This window comes from Streptomyces sp. NPDC020780, assembly GCF_044334475.1.
Classification (GTDB): domain Bacteria; phylum Actinomycetota; class Actinomycetes; order Streptomycetales; family Streptomycetaceae; genus Streptomyces.
Map to the genome: position 1 here is coordinate 180,062 of NZ_JBIRTB010000015.1, position 17,490 is coordinate 197,551.

General features: G+C 70.4%; 18 protein-coding genes. 12 read left to right on the forward strand and 6 right to left on the reverse strand.

Annotation, left to right across the window (positions count from 1 at the left end; genetic code table 11):
* The first annotated feature begins 12 nt into the window (after positions 1 to 12).
* The 3 genes from ACH4VO_RS26540 to ACH4VO_RS26550 all read left to right on the forward strand — a co-directional run bounded on the left by ACH4VO_RS26540 (position 13) and on the right by ACH4VO_RS26550 (position 1,225).
* Entirely contained in the window at positions 13 to 129 is a 117-nt protein-coding gene (locus ACH4VO_RS26540) for an SGM_5486 family transporter-associated protein (protein ID WP_307127715.1), read from the forward strand.
* Positions 130 to 306: 177 nt separating this feature from the next.
* Complete coding sequence (locus tag ACH4VO_RS26545) at positions 307 to 513, forward strand: hypothetical protein (protein ID WP_360994133.1); 207 nt, start codon at positions 307 to 309, stop codon at positions 511 to 513.
* A 193-nt stretch (positions 514 to 706) separates the two neighbouring features.
* The gene (locus tag ACH4VO_RS26550; protein WP_360994136.1) at positions 707 to 1,225 is read left to right on the forward strand and encodes a histidine phosphatase family protein; all 519 of its coding nucleotides are present in this window, start codon (positions 707 to 709) and stop codon (positions 1,223 to 1,225) included.
* 143 nt (positions 1,226 to 1,368) lie between these two features.
* Here the strand turns inward: ACH4VO_RS26550 and serB are convergent, their stop codons facing one another.
* Positions 1,369 to 2,625, reverse strand: a complete 1,257-nt coding sequence (gene serB, locus ACH4VO_RS26555) for a phosphoserine phosphatase SerB (RefSeq protein ID WP_360994138.1) — start codon at positions 2,623 to 2,625, stop codon at positions 1,369 to 1,371.
* A 282-nt stretch (positions 2,626 to 2,907) separates the two neighbouring features.
* Between serB and ACH4VO_RS26560 the strand changes: the two genes are divergently transcribed.
* Positions 2,908 to 5,529 (forward strand): FHA domain-containing protein, encoded by a 2,622-nt coding sequence (locus ACH4VO_RS26560; protein WP_360994141.1) that lies wholly within the window; start codon positions 2,908 to 2,910, stop codon positions 5,527 to 5,529.
* A 123-nt stretch (positions 5,530 to 5,652) separates the two neighbouring features.
* Here ACH4VO_RS26560 and ACH4VO_RS26565 read toward each other — a convergent pair whose 3' ends face one another.
* On the reverse strand, positions 5,653 to 6,399 hold the full coding sequence (locus ACH4VO_RS26565; RefSeq protein ID WP_360994143.1) for a transglycosylase SLT domain-containing protein: 747 nt from the start codon (positions 6,397 to 6,399) through the stop codon (positions 5,653 to 5,655).
* A gap of 701 nt (positions 6,400 to 7,100) precedes the next feature.
* Between ACH4VO_RS26565 and ACH4VO_RS26570 the strand changes: the two genes are divergently transcribed.
* Together ACH4VO_RS26570 and ACH4VO_RS26575 are read left to right on the forward strand one after the other, a co-directional pair.
* Entirely contained in the window at positions 7,101 to 8,246 is a 1,146-nt protein-coding gene (locus ACH4VO_RS26570) for a GAF domain-containing sensor histidine kinase (RefSeq protein ID WP_360994146.1), read from the forward strand.
* The gene (locus ACH4VO_RS26575; RefSeq protein ID WP_360994148.1) at positions 8,239 to 8,883 is read left to right on the forward strand and encodes a response regulator transcription factor; all 645 of its coding nucleotides are present in this window, start codon (positions 8,239 to 8,241) and stop codon (positions 8,881 to 8,883) included. The genes ACH4VO_RS26570 and ACH4VO_RS26575 overlap by 8 nt, the downstream gene beginning before the upstream one ends.
* A gap of 173 nt (positions 8,884 to 9,056) precedes the next feature.
* Here the strand turns inward: ACH4VO_RS26575 and ACH4VO_RS26580 are convergent, their stop codons facing one another.
* Positions 9,057 to 9,836, reverse strand: a complete 780-nt coding sequence (locus ACH4VO_RS26580) for a hypothetical protein (protein ID WP_360994150.1) — start codon at positions 9,834 to 9,836, stop codon at positions 9,057 to 9,059.
* A gap of 285 nt (positions 9,837 to 10,121) precedes the next feature.
* Between ACH4VO_RS26580 and ACH4VO_RS26585 the strand changes: the two genes are divergently transcribed.
* The 4 genes from ACH4VO_RS26585 to ACH4VO_RS26600 all read left to right on the forward strand — a co-directional run bounded on the left by ACH4VO_RS26585 (position 10,122) and on the right by ACH4VO_RS26600 (position 13,371).
* Positions 10,122 to 10,919 carry an ABC transporter ATP-binding protein gene (locus tag ACH4VO_RS26585; RefSeq protein ID WP_360994152.1) on the forward strand — a complete coding sequence of 266 codons (798 nt, stop codon included), beginning with the start codon at positions 10,122 to 10,124 and terminating at the stop codon, positions 10,917 to 10,919.
* A gap of 69 nt (positions 10,920 to 10,988) precedes the next feature.
* Positions 10,989 to 11,417, forward strand: coding sequence for an NfeD family protein (locus tag ACH4VO_RS26590; protein WP_360994155.1), 429 nt, complete (start codon positions 10,989 to 10,991; stop codon positions 11,415 to 11,417).
* A 172-nt stretch (positions 11,418 to 11,589) separates the two neighbouring features.
* On the forward strand, positions 11,590 to 12,519 hold the full coding sequence (locus ACH4VO_RS26595) for an SPFH domain-containing protein (protein WP_069172278.1): 930 nt from the start codon (positions 11,590 to 11,592) through the stop codon (positions 12,517 to 12,519).
* A 78-nt stretch (positions 12,520 to 12,597) separates the two neighbouring features.
* Positions 12,598 to 13,371 carry a sulfite exporter TauE/SafE family protein gene (locus ACH4VO_RS26600; RefSeq protein ID WP_360994157.1) on the forward strand — a complete coding sequence of 258 codons (774 nt, stop codon included), beginning with the start codon at positions 12,598 to 12,600 and terminating at the stop codon, positions 13,369 to 13,371.
* A 230-nt stretch (positions 13,372 to 13,601) separates the two neighbouring features.
* On the opposite strand, the gene ACH4VO_RS26605 is transcribed toward ACH4VO_RS26600, so the two are convergent.
* The 3 genes from ACH4VO_RS26605 to ACH4VO_RS26615 form a co-directional block, all read right to left on the reverse strand.
* Complete coding sequence (locus tag ACH4VO_RS26605; RefSeq protein WP_069172280.1) at positions 13,602 to 14,108, reverse strand: HNH endonuclease; 507 nt, start codon at positions 14,106 to 14,108, stop codon at positions 13,602 to 13,604.
* Between the two features lie 141 nt (positions 14,109 to 14,249).
* Entirely contained in the window at positions 14,250 to 14,783 is a 534-nt protein-coding gene (locus ACH4VO_RS26610) for a YbhB/YbcL family Raf kinase inhibitor-like protein (protein ID WP_360994161.1), read from the reverse strand.
* A 144-nt stretch (positions 14,784 to 14,927) separates the two neighbouring features.
* Positions 14,928 to 15,710: a sporulation protein gene (locus ACH4VO_RS26615; RefSeq protein ID WP_360994179.1), complete on the reverse strand. Its 783-nt coding sequence runs from the start codon at positions 15,708 to 15,710 to the stop codon at positions 14,928 to 14,930.
* Between the two features lie 88 nt (positions 15,711 to 15,798).
* On the opposite strand from ACH4VO_RS26615, the gene ACH4VO_RS26620 reads away from it, so the two are divergent.
* Together ACH4VO_RS26620 and ACH4VO_RS26625 are read left to right on the forward strand one after the other, a co-directional pair.
* Positions 15,799 to 16,074, forward strand: coding sequence for a DNA-3-methyladenine glycosylase (locus ACH4VO_RS26620; protein WP_360994164.1), 276 nt, complete (start codon positions 15,799 to 15,801; stop codon positions 16,072 to 16,074).
* Positions 16,071 to 16,682, forward strand: coding sequence for a DNA-3-methyladenine glycosylase (locus ACH4VO_RS26625; protein ID WP_360994167.1), 612 nt, complete (start codon positions 16,071 to 16,073; stop codon positions 16,680 to 16,682). The genes ACH4VO_RS26620 and ACH4VO_RS26625 overlap by 4 nt, the downstream gene beginning before the upstream one ends.
* The last annotated feature ends 808 nt before the right edge of the window (positions 16,683 to 17,490 follow it).

Here is a 17,490-nt window from a genome sequence, read left to right on the forward strand (position 1 = left end):
GAGACTGGGCCCATGCCAGTGCTCGATCCGCATCCCCAGAACGGCCAGAAGAAGCTGCTCCTCGTGTTCGGGGCGATGCTTCTCATCTCGGTGATCATCGGCGTGATCGCCACGATCGCCTCCCCGTGACCACTCGACGGAGTATTCGGCCGCTCGGACGGCTCCCCGGCACCCTCGGTGGTAGGGCTGGCCCCACCCTCCCCTAGGGGGCAAGGTTCAGGGTCGACCGGGTGGGTCACCGGATGGGACCACCGCAGGCCGGTCCGTAGGTTTTCGGTACCACAACCGAGGACCCTGGAGACGGACATGCCGGCCCGTACAGAGAACCGCACCCACCGTGACGCCTCGGACACCGTCGAGGTGCGGCTGCCGTGGTGGGCCGTAGCGCTCCCCGCGCTCGCCTTCGCCGCGCTCCTCCTCCTGATCTCGGGGCCCGGCCGGGCGCAGGCCGCGTCCGGCGACCCCGCGGTCGGACAACTGCTGGGGCGCGTCCTGGAACTGCTGGCCCCGTGAGCGGAGCCCCTGGCCGCGGGCTGTCCCGCCCTCCCGGCCGGAGCCACGGCCGCGTGCCCCGATCCGCCGTCCGCCCCGGCGCAGCCGGCGGTCCGGACGGGACGCGGGTGTGTCGTACGGCTTCCGTCACCCGCCCGGGCTAGCACGCCGACACCCTGCGCCCGGACGCTCGATCCGTGCGAAGCTGAGGTGTATGAGCGCCGATACACCTCGCAGGATCGTCCTTCTCCGGCACGCGAAGGCGGAATGGTCGCAGCAGTCCGACCATGAGCGGCCACTGGCCGAGAGGGGCCGGAAAGACGCCCCCGTCGCCGGCCGCAAGCTCGCCGATTCCGGCATCGTCTTCGATCTGGCCCTGTGTTCGACCGCCGTCCGGACCCGCGAGACCTGGAAGCTCGCGGTCCACGAGTTCGCGCAGCGTCCCAAGACCGTGTACGAGGAGAGGCTGTACGACGCCTCCCTCGGTGAACTGATCGCCCTGTTCAACGAGACCCCCGACGACGTGCGCAACCTCGTGGTCGTCGGCCATAACCCCGGCATGCACGGGGCGGCCGACGCTCTCTCCGGCCAGGGTGACGGGGACACGCTCGCCCGGATGACCAGGGACGGGTTCCCCACCGCCGCCTATGCCGTCGTCGAGTTCCCGGGCTCCTGGAAGGGCCTGGAACACGGCGTCGGCACACTCGTCGAATACTGGACACCGAACGGCTGAGGCGTCACCGGGCCCGTCCCGCACCCCACACCGGGGCTGCCTCCACCTGCCGACAGGCGGGCCCTACGTGCGACGGCCGCCGTATGCACGTACGACGGGACCCCGGCACGGCGAACGTGCCGGGGTCCCGTCCTGCCACGTGCTCAGTCGACCAGGCCGTCGGCGGCCTCGACCTCCTCGCGGGTGATCCCGAGCAGATACAGCACGGTGTCCAGGAAGGGGACGTTCACCGCCGTGTGGGCGGCCTCGCGGACGACCGGCTTGGCGTTGAACGCGACGCCCAGGCCGGCCGTGTTCAGCATGTCCAGATCGTTCGCCCCGTCACCGATCGCCACCGTCTGTGCCAGCGGCACCCCGGCCTGCTCCGCGAAGCTCCGCAGCAGACGGGCCTTGCCGGCCCGGTCCACGATGTCACCCACGACCCGGCCGGTCAGCCTGCCGTCGACGACCTCCAGGGTGTTGGCCGAGGCGAAGTCCAGCCCCAGACGCTCCTTGAGGTCGTCCGTGACCTGGGTGAAGCCACCCGAGACCACGCCCACCTGGTAACCCAGCCGCTTCAGCGTACGGATCAGGGTCCGCGCCCCCGGAGTGAGCCGGACCTCCGCTCGCACCTTGTCGACCACCGACGCGTCGAGCCCCGCCAGCAGCGCCACGCGTGCGTGCAGCGACTGCTCGAAGTCCAGCTCTCCGCGCATCGCCTGCTCGGTCACCTCGGCGACCTTGTCCTGGCAGCCGGCGTGGGCCGCGAAGAGCTCGATGACCTCGTCCTGGATGAGCGTGGAATCCACGTCCATCACGACCAGCCGCTGCGCCCGGCGGCTCAGTCCGGCCGACACGACGGCGATGTCGACGCCGATCCCGGCGGCCTCGACGGCCAGGGCGGTCCGCAGCTCCTCGGTCCCGGTGCCGGAGACCGCGAACTCCACTGCGGTGACGGGGTACTTGGCCAGGCGGAAGATACGGTCGATGTTGCCGCCGGTCGAGGTGATCCTGGCCGCTATGGCCGCCGTGGTCTCCGCGGTCAGCGGGTGGCCCAGCACGGTCACATGGGAACGGCCGACGCCGCGGGGCCGGTTGTCGCCCGTACCGGAGATGATCTCGGCCTGGAGTTTCAGTGACTCCGCCCAACTGTGCACGGTCGCCCGCAGGTCGCCCTCGGTCGTGCCGCCCGCGGCCGGAGGGGTCACCAGGGCGCACAGGACGATACGGCCCCGGGTGACGACCTGCTCGATGTCCACGACGTCGACGGCGTAGGCGGCCAGGGTGTCGAAGAGTCCGGCGGTGATTCCCGGCCGGTCCTTCCCGAAGATCTTGACGAGAAGCGTGGGCGTGTCCGGGCCCTGAGGAGGCTCAGGAAGCTCAGGGGACCGGGGAGGCTGAGGGGGCTGAGGTGCGCTCATGGTGAGTCCCACCGTATAGGTCGGGTACGGGCCCGCCGAAGCCCGTCCCGAGTGGCGGACAGACCGTGACAGGACTGCGACCAGGTGCGCCGGCCCGGGTGCCGGCCGCCCCGGTTGCGGCACTGCGCACCGTTATCTCCCGGGCGGTGCGGGGAGCCGAGAGCACTCCGCGCGGTCTTCGCACCGCCCGGCTTTCCGTTCCGGGGCCGGTCCTGGAATAGTTCCCCACGATGTTCAGCATCCCTAGGCTCCCTGTGACGGGGGCGACACGGGGGACAACTAGTGGGGCGCGGAGTGCCGGAACTCGTACTGGAATTGAATGGCAGGACCTGGACGCTCGACCCGTCCAGGCCGTACACCCTCGGACGTGATCCGCAGGGCGACCTCGTGATCGACGACGCCAGGGTGTCGTGGCGCCATGCCACGATCAGCTGGAACGGCCGGAACTGGTCCATAGAGGACCACGGCAGCACCAACGGCACCTATCTGCAGGGCAGGCGGGTCCAGCAGACGGAGATCGGCGCGGGGACGTCGGTGCACCTGGGCAACGCCACCGACGGACCGCGGCTGAACCTCACCGCCGCGGCCGGCGCGGGGACCGCGGGAGTGCCGGGCGCCCAGGCGGTGGCGGCCCAGCAGGCTCCCGTACCACCGCTGGGGCAGCCGCAGCCGCAGCCGGGGAGCGCCCCGGGGGGCTGGCAGCAGCCCCCGCAGCAGCAGGCGCCCTGGCAGCAGGCGCACCAGCCCCCGGTACCGCACCAGCAGGCGCACCAGCCCCCCGTACCGCATCAGCAGGCGCACCAGCCCTCCGCCCCGCATCAGCAGGGCGGCCCCTCCCCGGTGGCGGGAGCGGGCGGGCCCGGCGGCGCGGCGGGAGTGGCCCCCGTCTACGGCGACCGCAGCCCGACCACCTTCCACCAGCTGGACCTCGGCCGGATCATGCGTATCGGCCGCGCCCTGGAGAACGAGCTGGTCGTCTCCGACCTGCAGGTCTCGCGCCTGCACGCGGAATTCTGCGCGACGCCCGACGGCCGCTTCGAGATCCGCGACCTCGGGTCCCACAACGGCACCTACGTCAACGGCCAACCGCTCAGCAAGTCCGGTAACGCGCTCATCGGCCCGAACGACATCGTCGGTGTCGGTCACTCGACGTTCCGGCTGGTCGGGGACCGGCTGGAAGAGTTCGTCGACACCGGTGAGGTCTCCTTCTCGGCCCGCCACCTCACGGTGACGGTCGACGGGGGCAAGGACATCCTCAAGGACGTCTCCTTCGGCGTCCCCGAGAAGTCGCTGATCGCGGTCATCGGCCCGTCGGGCTCCGGCAAGTCCACGCTGCTCAAGGCGCTCACCGGTTACCGGCCCGCCAACCGCGGCGACGTGCTCTACGACAACCGTGACCTGTACAAGCAGTTCGCCGAGCTGCGGCAGCGCATCGGTCTCGTCCCGCAGGACGACATCCTGCACAAGGAACTCACGGTCACCAAGGCCCTCCGGTACGCGGCCAAGCTCCGCTTCCCGGCGGACACCACGGAGGCCGAGCGCACCGCCCGGATCCACGAGGTCCTCGCCGAGCTCAAGCTCGACATCCACAAGGACAAGAAGGTCACCTCCCTCTCCGGCGGCCAGCGCAAGCGCGTCTCCGTCGCCCTCGAACTGCTGACCAAGCCGTCACTGATCTTCCTGGACGAGCCGACCTCCGGCCTCGACCCGGGCATGGACCGCGACGTCATGCAGCTGCTGCGCGGGCTCGCCGACGACGGCCGGACCGTCCTCGTCGTCACGCACTCCGTCGCCGAGCTGGCGATCTGCGACAAGCTCCTGGTCATGGCGCCCGGCGGGTCCGTCGCCTACTTCGGTCCTCCCGAGGAGGCGCTGAACTTCTTCGGGTACACGAGCTGGGCCGACGTCTTCTCCGCGTTCGAGAACTACCGCGACTACGACTGGGCGGGCCGCTGGCGCGGCTCCCAGCACTACCAGATGTACGCCGCGGACATCGACGCCGTGGCCGCACAGCCCGTCCACATGCCCTCGCGGCAGCAGATCCGCCCGCCGAAGCCGCAGGGCTGGACCGCCCAGCTGTGGACCCTGATGAGCCGGTACGTCTCGGTGATCGCCTCCGACCGCGGGTTCCTCGGCCTCATGGTGATCCTGCCGGCGGTCCTCGGCATCGTCAGCGTGGTCATCCCGTCGGACTTCGGACTGGCGGAGCCCACTCCGCCCGCCAGGTTCAACAGCAAGGCGGGGACGATCATGCTGATCCTCGCCGTCGGCATGTGCTTCTCCGGCGCCGCCAACTCGGTACGGGAACTGATCAAGGAGCGGGTCATCTACGAGCGGGAACGGGCCACCGGCCTCTCCCGCTCCGCGTACCTCGTCTCCAAGGTGCTCGTCCTCGGCGTGATCACCGCCCTCCAGGGAGTGATCATCTGCGGAATCGGCTTCTCCACCCGCGACCTGCCGGAGGAGGGTCTGTTCATGAACCCGGCCGCGGAGATCTGCCTCTCGATCATCGCGCTCGGCTTCACGTCGATGATGGTCGGCCTGATGATCTCCTCGCTGGTGAGGACGGCCGAGAAGACCATGCCCCTGCTGGTCATGTTCGCGATCGTCCAGGTGGTCTTCACCGGCGTGCTCTTCCAGCTGTACGGCTCGCCCGGCCTGGAGCAGTTCGCCTGGCTGATGCCGTCCCGCTGGGCGATGGCGGCGGCCGGCACCACACTCGACCTCGCCCACCTCATGCCGCCGTGGGACCCGCAGAACCCGACCGACCTGGACCCGCTCTGGGAGCACTCGGCCGGTCAGTGGGGGATCAACATCGCGGTGCTGCTCTTCCTCGGCGCGATCTGCTTCGTCGCCGTCGCGCGGCTGCTGCGCCGGCACGAGCCGGAGGTCATGCGCAAGTAACGCGCGCCGCTCCCGCACCCGGAAACGCCCGAGGGCGGCACCCCGTGGGGTGCCGCCCTTCGGCATGCCCGCCGGCCGTCACGCGGTCCGGCCGGACCGGTGCCCCGGCTCTGCCGGGCCGGCTCAGTACGCGCTGTCGACGTTGTCGATCGAGCCGTACTTGTCCGCCGCGTAGTTGGCGGCAGCGGTGATGTTGGCGACCGGGTCGTACTGGTCGTGCTTCGTGCCCTTGACGTGGTAGAAGTCGAAGGTCGGCTTGATGACCTGCAGCAGGCCCTTGGACGGGATGCCGTTGATCGCGTTGATGTCCCAGTTGTTGATGGCGCGCGGGTTGCCGCTGGACTCACGCATGATGTTGCGGTGCAGGCCCTCGTACGTGCCGGGGATCTTCTTCTCGTGCATGATCGAGAGGGCCTCGCGGATCCAGCCGTCGAGGTTGTCGGCGAAGACCGGCTTGCGGTCGGCCGAGCGGCCGGCCTTCTTGGCGGAACGCTTCTTCGCGTCGGCGGCGGCCTTCGCCTTCTTCTCGGCGGCGGCCTTGCTCTTGGCCTTCGCCACGGCCTTGGCCTTCTCCTCCGCCTTCTTCGCGTCGGCGGCGGCCTTGGCCTTGGCCGAATCGGCGGCCTTCACCAGCTGGGTGGCGGTGGAGTGCTGCTCGAGGATGCTGTTCTGGACGGACTTCGTCTGCGCCGCACCGGCGAAGACGACCGGCGCTGCGGCGGCGGCCTGCGGCTCGGTCGTCGCCGAGGCGTCGTCCGGGACGAGCGAGAACGCGAGAGCGGCGGCGGCCAGGGTGGACACACCCGCGACGGAGAGCTTCTGCGCCTTGTTCAGGCGACGGTTACGGCTGGTGATGCGGGAGACAGACATGCAGTCGTACCTCTTCGAATAGCAGGAGTCCTCGGCGAGGACGCGGACGGAAGCGCCGGGGCGCATCTCCGTCGGGGACAGATGCAATTCTTAGCGGCAGCAAAATGCCGTGGCAAAGGTGTGACGTACGAAGCCAGATAGTGGAACAGGGAGCTGTTCATGCCCCTCTGTCCGTTTTGAGGCCTGCCGTATTGACCGTTTTGGGTCAACTATCCGTCTTCGTAAGTGACGTGCGTCCTATGCCTGGGCTCACATGCGGAGCCCCTTCGCTTCACGAAATGTTGCTTGTGTAATGCGGAGAGTGAGGGCCTTCGCCGACAGGAACCGGGAGAGAACACCACCCTCGTGACCAGGGCGGACGGCCGGCCGCCGGGACGGTCCCCGGTGGCCGGCGGTTGCGCGACGAGGTGCGGTGCCAGGGGCCGCGAGCCCGGCCCGAACCGGACGGGAGGCCTGGACCGTGTTGCGAAAGCCCCGTCTGCCTGGCGGCGCCTGGCACGCGCACTCGCCGCGTTGTCGGGATCGTCCTGATACGCCCAGTACCAGGACGACCCTCCGCCTTGCGATTGCACGCACCAGACGCCGGGCCTGCCCTCCGGGCGGACGAGGCCACTTCGCACCACGGCTTAGGCCTGCGGCCCTAGCTCGCGGCCGCCCTCAGGCGGATACGGCCCCCGGGTGCCCGCCGGTACGGTGAGGGCATGAGCCATCGCCCCCCGTCGGGCCTCGCCGCGGTCAGCGCCGCGCTGCTCGCCATGAGCCGGCACCTGGAGATGCGGGACGTCCTCAAGACGATCGTCCAGTCCGCCCGGGAACTGCTCGACGCCGAGTACGCGGCCCTGGGCGTGCCGGACGACCACGGGGGCTTCGCCCAGTTCGTCGTGGACGGGGTCAGCGACGAGGAGTGGAAGGCCATCGGTCCACTGCCCCGGCAGCACGGCATCCTCGCCGCGATGCTCCACGAGGCGAAGCCCGAGCGGCTCGCCGACGTCCGCGCGGACCCGCGCTTCGGCGGCTGGCCCGAGGCCCACCCCGACATGTCCGACTTCCTCGGCCTGCCCATCCAGGACGGCGACGAGACCATCGGCGCGCTCTTCCTCGCGAACAAGCGCTGCCCCAAGCCGCAGGGCGGCTGCGGGTTCACGGAGGAGGACGAGGAACTGCTGGGCATCCTCGCCCAGCACGCGGCCATCGCCCTCACCAACGCCCGGCTGTACGAGCGCAGCCGCGAGCTCACGATCGCGCAGGAGCGCACGAGGCTCGCCCACGAGCTGCACGACGCCGTCAGCCAGAAGCTCTTCTCCCTCCGGCTGACCGCCCAGGCCGCCGCCGCCCTCGTCGACCGCGACCCGGTCCGCGCCAAGGGAGAACTCCAGCAGGTGGCGGTCCTGGCCGCGGAAGCCGTGGACGAACTACGCGCCGCCGTCGTCGAGCTGCGCCCCGCAGCCCTGGACGAGGACGGCCTGGTCGCCACGCTCCGTACCCAGATCCGGGTCATGGACCGCGCCCACGCCGCCCGGGTCACCTTCGAGAGCGGCGGCGTACGCGCCCTGCCCTCGGCCCAGGAGGAGGCGCTGCTCCGGGTCGCCCAGGAAGCCCTCCACAACGCCCTGCGCCACTCCGGCGCCGAGCGGGTCTCCGTCTCGCTCGGCCGGCGGGCCTCCGCCACGGTGCTGCGGATCGCCGACGACGGCAGCGGTTTCGACGTCCACGCGGTCCGGCGGGCGGGCCGTCATCTGGGCCTCGTCTCGATGCGGCACCGGGCGAGCAGCGTCGGCGGCCGGCTCACCGTTGCCTCGGAGCCCGGCAAGGGCACCACGATCCGGATGGAGATCCCCAGTGGCTGACAAGATCATCAGGGTGTTGCTGGTCGACGACCACCAGGTGGTCAGACGCGGACTCCGTACCTTCCTGGAGATCCAGGACGACGTGGAGGTCGTCGGGGAGGCGGCGGACGGGGCCGAGGGTGTCGCCAGGACGGAGGAGCTGCGGCCCGACGTCGTCCTGATGGACATCAAGATGCCCGGTACGGACGGCATCGAGGCCCTGCGCAGGCTCAGGGAGCTGGAGAACCCCGCCAAGGTCCTGATCGTCACGAGCTTCACCGAGCAGCGCACGGTCGTCCCCGCCCTGCGCGCGGGCGCGTCGGGGTACGTGTACAAGGACGTCGACCCGGACGCCCTGGCGGGCGCCATCCGTTCGGTCCACGCCGGGCACGTCCTGCTCCAGCCGGAGGTCGCCGACGCACTCCTCGCCCAGGAGGACTCCGGGAGCGGTACGGGGCGGGGGAACACCCTGACGGAAAGGGAGCGAGAGGTACTCGGGCTGATCGCCGACGGCCGCTCCAACCGGGAGATCGCCCGGGCGCTGGTGCTGTCGGAGAAGACCGTCAAGACCCACGTCTCGAACATCCTGATGAAGCTCGACCTGTCGGACAGGACGCAGGCCGCGCTCTGGGCGGTCAGGCACGGGGCGGCGGGCTGAGGGGGAGCGGCCTGCCGGGCTGACCGGCGACCGGCGGGCTCCCTTCCTGCGGCCGCCCCGCAGACCGCCCGCCGGGCGGGCTCTCCGGGGCCGCCCGGCGGGCAGGGCGGATGTGGCCGCCGTCGAGCGGGCCGATGTGAAGCCCCCCGGACCGCCCGGCGGGCGGGGCGGACTCACCGCCCCCGCTCCTCCACGTACGCGTTGTACGCCGCGACCTGCGCCCGCCGGGCCACCCGCTCCACCGGCCGCAGGGCCTCACCCCGGGCCGCGATCTCCGAAGCGCTCACCGCGCCCCCGTGGCCGTTCTCGTGGGCCACCGAGACCAGCAGCCCCACCCGCTGGGCCAGCTCCAGGACCCGCACCGCCCGCGCGGGATAGCCCGGAGCCAGCACCTCCCGGCCCCGCTCCGCCCGCGCCCGGTACGCGTCCACCGCCGCCTCCGCGACCGGCCCGGAACCGGCGACGTCCAGCCGCGACAGCACCGCCGTCGCATCCCTCAGCGCCTCGGCGAGCTCCCGCTCCGCCTCACCCAGCGACGGCACGTCGGCCGGGGGTGCCTCCCGCACCGGAAGGCAGTGCCACACCACCTCCACGTGCAGGTCCCCGGCGGGCCCCGCCTCCGTCACCTCCGGTACGAGCCCGTACGGGGCCCCGTATGTGACCACCGCCTCCTCGGCCTCCAGCGCCCGCGCGTTGAATTCCGGCGGCCCGCTCAGCCCCAGCGGATGCCCGGGCACCGGGAGCGCGACCCGGAAACCGGTCGCGCCGAGCCCCCTCAGCCGCCCGAGCGCCAGCGTGAGCCCGACCGGCCCCGCCTCACCCGGCAGTCCCAGGACACGGTGCACCGCGTCCTCACCGACGATCGCGAGCGCTGCGTCGTCCGGCGACACAAGCCCCGACAGAAGTGCGTTACCCCATGCGGCGAGCCGCCCTGAGCGTGGTTCCGAAAGCATGGGAACAGCCTAAGGACTGTCCTGTACTTCCCGGCGGGTGTGCGACGACAGCTACGGCACCTCGCCGCTTTGTCGGAAACATCCCCATGCGTCCATTATGTGGACGCTCCTCCGCCGTGCGATGCACCGCATCCGACGCCGCGCGCCGATCCACCGGGAAGTGCGGGACAACCCTCAGGCAACGGCCCCAGGGCCTGAGCACTCCGCGGGTGGCGTAGGTTTTCCCTGGGAGCCGTGCCCACCGGCACGCGACGATCTCGACACTGCATGGGGAGACAACGCGCCATGAGCGATGTACTGGAGCTGGTGGACGTATCCGTGGTCCGCGACGGACGCGCTCTGGTGGACGACGTCTCCTGGTCGGTCAAGGAGGGGGAGCGCTGGGTCATCGTCGGCCCGAACGGCGCCGGCAAGACCACCCTCCTCAACATCGCGTCCAGCTACCTCTTCCCGACCGCCGGCACGGCCAGGATCCTCGGCGAACAGCTCGGCGGCGTCGGCACCGACGTCTTCGAGCTCCGCCCCCGCATCGGTATCGCCGGGATCGCCATGGCCGAAAAGCTGCCCAAGCGCCAGACGGTGCTGCAGACGGTCCTCACCGCCGCGTACGGCATGACCGCCACCTGGCACGAGAACTACGAGGCCGTCGACGAGGAGCGCGCCCGCGCCTTCCTCGACCGGCTCGGCATGACCGCGTACCTCGACCGGCGGTTCGGCACCCTCTCGGAGGGGGAGCGCAAGCGCACCCTCATCGCCCGCGCCATGATGACCGACCCCGAACTCCTCCTCCTCGACGAGCCCGCCGCGGGCCTCGACCTCGGCGGACGCGAGGACCTCGTCCGCCGTCTGGGGCGCCTCGCCCGCGACCCGTACGCCCCCTCGATGGTGATGGTGACCCACCACGTCGAGGAGATCCCGCCCGGCTTCACCCACGTCCTGATGATCCGCCAGGGCAAGATCCTCGCCGCCGGTCCCATGGAGACCGAGCTCAGCTCCCGCAACCTCTCCCTCTGCTTCGGTCTGCCGCTCGTCGTCGAGCACCACGGCGACCGCTACACGGCCCGCGGACTCCCGCTCTCCTGAGCGCCCTTCCCGGCAACCACCCCTCCGGCGCCCTGTCGGCGGAGGTGACCCGCGTCCTACGATGAGCGGGTGGACATCGACGCGTGGGTGTGGTGGCTGATCGGCGCGGTGGGACTGGGCATCCCCCTCGTCCTGACCGCCATGCCCGAATTCGGGATGTTCGCCGTCGGGGCGGTGGCCGCAGCGGTCGTCGCGGCCCTCGGCGGTGGCATCGTCGCCCAAGTACTCGTCTTCGTCGGGGTGTCGGTGGCGCTCATCGCTGTCGTACGCCCGATCGCCGCCCGGCACCGGTCCGGCCAGGCCACCCACGCCACCGGCATCGACGCCCTGAAAGGCCGTCAGGCCGTCGTCCTGGAGCGGGTCGACGGCAGCGGGGGCCGCATCAAACTCGCCGGCGAGATCTGGTCCGCCCGCTCCCTCGACAGCGACCAGAGCTTCGAACCGGGCCGCCAGGTCGATGTCGTGGACATCGACGGCGCGACGGCCGTGGTCATGTGAGCGAACTCGCCCCATGGCAGGCCGTGTTCTGCCACACTCGAAGTCGATCATCATGAGACCGCGACTGTCATAAGAAAGCACGAGACGTGACCGTCACAGGAACCGTGACCGTCACGACCGTTCGAACTCGAACACCGCGATCCGTCGGCAACCGAAGGGCACGAGGCACACGATGCAACCGATCATCATCGTCCTGATCATTCTGGTGGTGCTCGTCTTCATCGCCCTGATCAAGACGATCCAGGTCATCCCGCAGGCCAGTGCCGCCATCGTGGAGCGCTTCGGCCGCTACACCCGCACACTCAACGCCGGGCTGAACATCGTCGTCCCGTTCATCGACTCGATCCGCAACCGGATCGACCTCCGCGAACAGGTCGTGCCCTTCCCGCCGCAGCCGGTGATCACGCAGGACAACCTCGTCGTCAACATCGACACCGTCATCTACTACCAGGTGACCGACGCCCGCGCCGCGACCTACGAGGTCGCCAGCTACATCCAGGCGATCGAGCAGCTCACCGTCACCACCCTGCGCAACATCATCGGCGGCATGGACCTCGAGCGGACCCTGACCTCCCGTGAGGAGATCAACGCGGCGCTGCGCGGCGTCCTCGACGAGGCCACCGGCAAGTGGGGCATCCGCGTCAACCGCGTCGAGCTCAAGGCCATCGAACCGCCCACCTCCATCCAGGACTCGATGGAGAAGCAGATGCGCGCCGACCGCGACAAGCGCGCCGCCATCCTCACCGCCGAGGGCATCAGGCAGTCCGCCATCCTCACCGCCGAAGGTGAGAAGCAGTCCGCCATCCTGCGCGCCGAGGGCGAGGCCAAGGCATCCGCCCTGCGCGCCGAGGGCGAGGCCCAGGCCATCCGCACGGTCTTCGAGTCCATCCACGCAGGGGACCCGGACCAGAAGCTCCTCTCGTACCAGTACCTCCAGATGCTCCCCAAGATCGCCGAGGGCGACGCCAACAAGCTGTGGATCGTCCCCAGCGAGATCGGCGACGCCCTGAAGGGCCTCAGCGGCGCCTTCGGCAACCTCGGCGGGGGCGTCCCCGGCTTCAACACCGGTACGGAGCGCCGGGAGCAGCCCCCGGTCGACTGACCGGACAACCCCTTCGTGCATGATCGGTGAAGCCCCTCGACCTCCATGGCGGGGAGGCATCACTGACCATCGAAGGAGATGGCCTTGTCCGTCTGGGAAATGCTCGCGGTGTTCACGGCCGGGGTCGGCGCCGGCACGATCAACACCATCGTCGGGTCAGGCACGTTGATCACCTTCCCCGTCCTGCTCGCCACCGGGCTGCCCCCGGTCACCGCCACGGTCTCCAACGCCCTCGGACTGATCCCGGGGTCCATCAGCGGCGCCATCGGCTACCGCAGGGAACTCGCGGGCCAGCGGCGCCGGATACTCAAACTGAGCGCCGGAGCACTCGTCGGCGGTCTCACCGGCGCCACCCTCCTGCTGGCTCTGCCCTCCACGGCCTTCGAGACGATCGTCCCCGTCCTGGTGGCCCTCGCACTCGTCCTGGTCGTCCTGCAGCCTTGGATCGGCAGGGCGGTCCAGCGGCGCCGCGCCCGCACCGGCACGGCCGCCCGCCCCGACGGCGGGCCGCTCCTGTTCACCGGACTGATGCTCGCCAGCGTCTACGGCGGCTACTTCACGGCGGCCCAGGGGATCATCTACCTCTCCCTCATGGGCATGCTGCTCGACGACACCATGCAGCGGCTCAACGCCGTCAAGAACGTCCTCGCCGCTGTCGTCAACAGCGTCGCCGCACTCTTCTTCCTCTTCGTCGCGGACTTCGACTGGACGGCCGTCGTGCTCATCGCCGTGGGCTCCGCGATCGGCGGACAGATCGGAGCGAAGGTGGGCCGCCGGCTCAGCCCCCGCCTGCTGCGCGCCCTCATCGTCGTCGTCGGCACTGCCGCCATCGTCCAGCTGCTACTGCGCTGACGCCGAAGGGCTGTCCCGCGATTCCCGGCGGGCGTGCGACGACCGCTACGGCACCTCGCCGCCTTGTCGGAACGTCCCCACACATCCAGTAGGCGGACGCTCCTCCGCCGTGCGATGCACCCGCATCCGCCGCCGCGCGCCGATCCACCGGGACCTGCGGGACCACCCTGAGGTGACCCGGTCCCGGTAGCCCTGGGGACGGGTCTCCCACCACCGGCCGCGTACGGCGGTCACGCCGCGGACCGAGCCAGCCACTCCGGCAGCGCGGACCGGTCCCCTGCCCCCAGCGCGAGCAGCATGGCGTCCGCCGGCGAGGGGACGAACGGCTGCCGCAGCAGCGGCATGCCCGCCTGCTCGGGCGTCCGGGCCGCCTTGCGGTGGTTGTCCTCCGCGCACGAGGCCACGGTGTTCAGCCAGGTGTCCTGGCCGCCCTGGGCGCGAGGCACCACGTGGTCCACGGTGCTCGCCCGCCGCCCGCAGTACGCGCACCGGTGCTGGTCCCGTATGAGGACCCCCCTTCTGGACCACGGGGCGTGTCTTCGGAACGGCACCCGTACGTACCGGCAGAGCCTGATCACCCGCGGCACCGGGATGTCGACGGCGGCACCCCGCATACGGAGGCCGGGATCCGCCTGCTCGACGACGGCCTTGTCCTGCAGGATGAGCACCACCGCACGGTTGAGCGTCACCGTCGACAGCGGCTCGAAGCTCGCGTTGAGGACCAGTGTGTCCCGCATCCTGCCCACCTCCCGTGTGCCGCCCGCCCCCCGGCGGGCCCGGATCAACTCTGTCCGGACGAGCCGTGATGGACAACGCAATAAAAAGTGCCCTGCCCTGGTCTCTCCAAGACCAGGGCAGGGCAAACAGGAGGAGAACTGTCAGCTGTCGGGCGAGGCGTACTCACCGATCAGCTGGGCCCGGGCCAGGGTGTGGAACCTGAGGTTGAAACCGATCGCGGCGGGCGTGGCGTCGCCGTCCGGCCCGAGCTTCTCGGTGTCCACCGCGTACACGGTGAAGACGTACCGGTGGTTCTCACCGGCCGGCGGCGCTGCGCCGCCGAACTCCTTCGCCCCGTAGTCGTTGCGCACGTGGACCGCGCCCCGGGGGAGACCTTCGAACCTGCCGGAGCCCGCGCCCGCCGGGAGCTCCGTCACCGTCGCCGGGATGTCGAAGAGCACCCAGTGCCAGAACCCGCTGCCCGTGGGGGCGTCCGGGTCGAAGCACGTCACCGCGAAACTCTTCGCCCCGGCGGGGACCCCCTCCCACCGCAGGTGCGGTGAGGTGTTCCCCGCCGAGTACACCTGCGCGTCCGCGAGGACGCCCCCCGGTGCGAGATCGTCGCTCACCACGGTGAACGAGGGGACCTCGGGATGGAAGTCGTGCGGCAGCGGCGCCCTCTTCGACTCGGTCACGTCAGCACCTCTCCTGTTCGGCTGCGATGTCTCTCCCACCGACCCTAAGGGCTGTGCGGCCGATTCCCGGGGGGCGCGCGACGGCTGCGGCACTTCGCCGCAGTGTCGGAACGCCCCCCGCTCGTCCGGTACGCGCAGAGGCTCTCAGAGCCAGTTGCGCTGTCCGCCGACCTGGGCGAGCCACTGGTTGAGGTAGGCGGCCCAGTCCGTGTTCCGGAAGTCGTCCAGCCCGACCTTGAACGCGCGGTAGGAGTCGCTTCCCTCGCTGAAGAGGCCGGGCTTCTTGTCCATCTCCAGGACGACGTCCATCTCACGGTCGTCCGCGACGAACGTCAGCTCGACCTGGTTCAGCCCGCGGTACTGCTGCGGCGGGAAGAACTCGATCTCCTGGTAGAACGGCAGGCGCTGGCGCGTACCGCGGATGTGGCCGCGCTCCATGTCCGCGCTGCGGAAACCGAAGCCGAGCTGCCCGAAGGCGTCCAGGATGGCCTGCTGGGCCGGCAGCGGGTGCACGTTGATCGCGTCCAGGTCACCGGAGTCCACCGCCCGGGCGATCTCCAGCTCCGTGGTCACGCCGATGTTCATGCCACGCAGGTGCTGCCCCGCGAACATCGTGATCGGCGTCTCCCAGGGGATCTCCAGCCCGAACGGCACGACGTGCACGGCGCCAGCCTTCACCTCGAAGGCACCACCGAGGCGCAGCTTGGTGAACTCGATGTCCTGCTTGGTCTCCTGGTCCCCGCCCTCCACCTCGACGCGCGCCTGGAGACCGACCGAGAGCCCTTCGATCTGCTGGTCCACGGATCCGCCCTGGACCCGTACCTCGCCCTGGACGACCCCGCCGGGGACGACGTTGAGTTCGGTCAGCTCGGTCTCCACCGAAGCACCGCCGGCACCCATGCTCGCGAGCAGCCGCTTGAAGCCCATGATGTTCTCCTCCTTGGTCCTGACCTCTACATACGCGCGACGACCGTAGCCGGTTCCCGGTGCGGCCTTCCCAGTACCCTCGGACGCCATGAACGAGGGTATGGACCGTACGCCGCTCACGCGGGACTTCTCCGACCGGCCCGTGGTGGACGTGGCCCCCGTACCGCCGGGACGCAGCCTGGCCCGGATCACCGACGAAGGGCTCATCGGGCCGAAGCTGACGGGAGTGGGGGCGTACGCCGGGGAGATCCATCCCGGCTTCCGCGCCTTTCCCGGCGGAACGGCATGCAGCAGCGTCACATCCGGTCCGCCGGGCCACTCGTACGTGTACGTCACCTCCGGCACGTCACGGCGGGCCTCATGAAGGTCGACCGCCTCGCCCGTCCTGCGGAGGAGGTCGCCCCCGAGCTGCTCGGGACCGTCCTCACCTGCAGCACCGCCGAGGGGACGGTGAGCATCGCCGTCACGGAGACCGAGGCGTACTCCGGTACGGCTGACCCGGCTTCTCATGCCTACCGGGGCCGGACGTCCCGTAACGCCGTGATGTTCGGACCCGCGGGACACCTGTACGTCTACAGGTCCCACGGTCTCCACTGGTGCGCCAACGTCGTCACGGGGACGGACGGCATCGCCTCGGCCGTCCTCATCCGGGCAGGCAGGGTCATCGAGGGAGAGGCCCTGGCACGCAAGCGGCGAGGGGAGGCGGTCGAGTACCGCCGTCTCGCCCGGGGCCCGGGGAACTTCTGCCAGGCACTCGGCATCACGGCGGAGCACAACGGCGCGGACCTCCTGACAGGCGCCTCGGTCATGCTGACCGATGGGGAGCCGGTACCTGCCGCGCTCATCCAGGCCGGTCCTCGGGTAGGCGTGAGCAAGGCCCACGACTGGCAGCACCGGTTCTTCCTCGCCGGTGAACCGACGGTCTCGGCGTACCGACTGAGCCCGAGGGCGAAGCCGTCCGCCGGAGCCTGAGCCGCTGTGCGCCTCGCGGGGATCACCGGCGACGTGCGTACCTCACAGGAAGGGACGGCCGACCGTGGGACGTGGCCCGTTTCCTGACGGCGTACATGCTGGGCGAGTCAGCCGGGGATGCGGCACTGCCGGCTTCCGGTGCCGGGGGCCCGGGGCGACGGGGTCCTGCTGGGGGCCGGCGAGCTCCGGCCGGGGCGGGCATCGCCCGCGCCCGCCGGTTCCCGCCCCCCCCCAACGACCGGGAACGCGCCGAAGGGCCGGCCCGTCCTGCCACCGCCTTCCATTCCGTCCGGGCGCGGAAGGCGTCGACCTGCTCGACTGCACCGACGGGCTCTGTCCGCGCCGCAAGGCACGCCGCCACCGCGGACCAGGTGCGGAACAGGCCACACACACCGGGGTGGGCGGTGACGACTTCCACCGACCGTGGCGCTTGTGGTTCGACAGGGACGCGGCGGTGCGTCCGGACCGCGCGCAGTGGCCCCCGTCGTCGCCGCGCGACTTGACGGACCCCCGTCTCTTCCTTAATGTAGTCCGAGCCGCTTGAACGGATGCAGTCGTTGTTGGCGCGGTCCATCGGACCGGGCCGGAGCATCGTGAGAGGGCCAACCACTACCTACGATTCGCCCTGGCGGGCGCAATTTCGGCATGCCGGAATTCGCCTGACGGCTCGATTATGAGTCACCGAGGAAATCGACTAACGTAGTGGACGCGCCGAAAGGGAAACGCGAAAGCGAAGAACTGGAAAGCACACCCGCTTCGACCGGGAATCGGACACGAAAGAGTCTGATAGAGTCGGAAACGCAAGAAC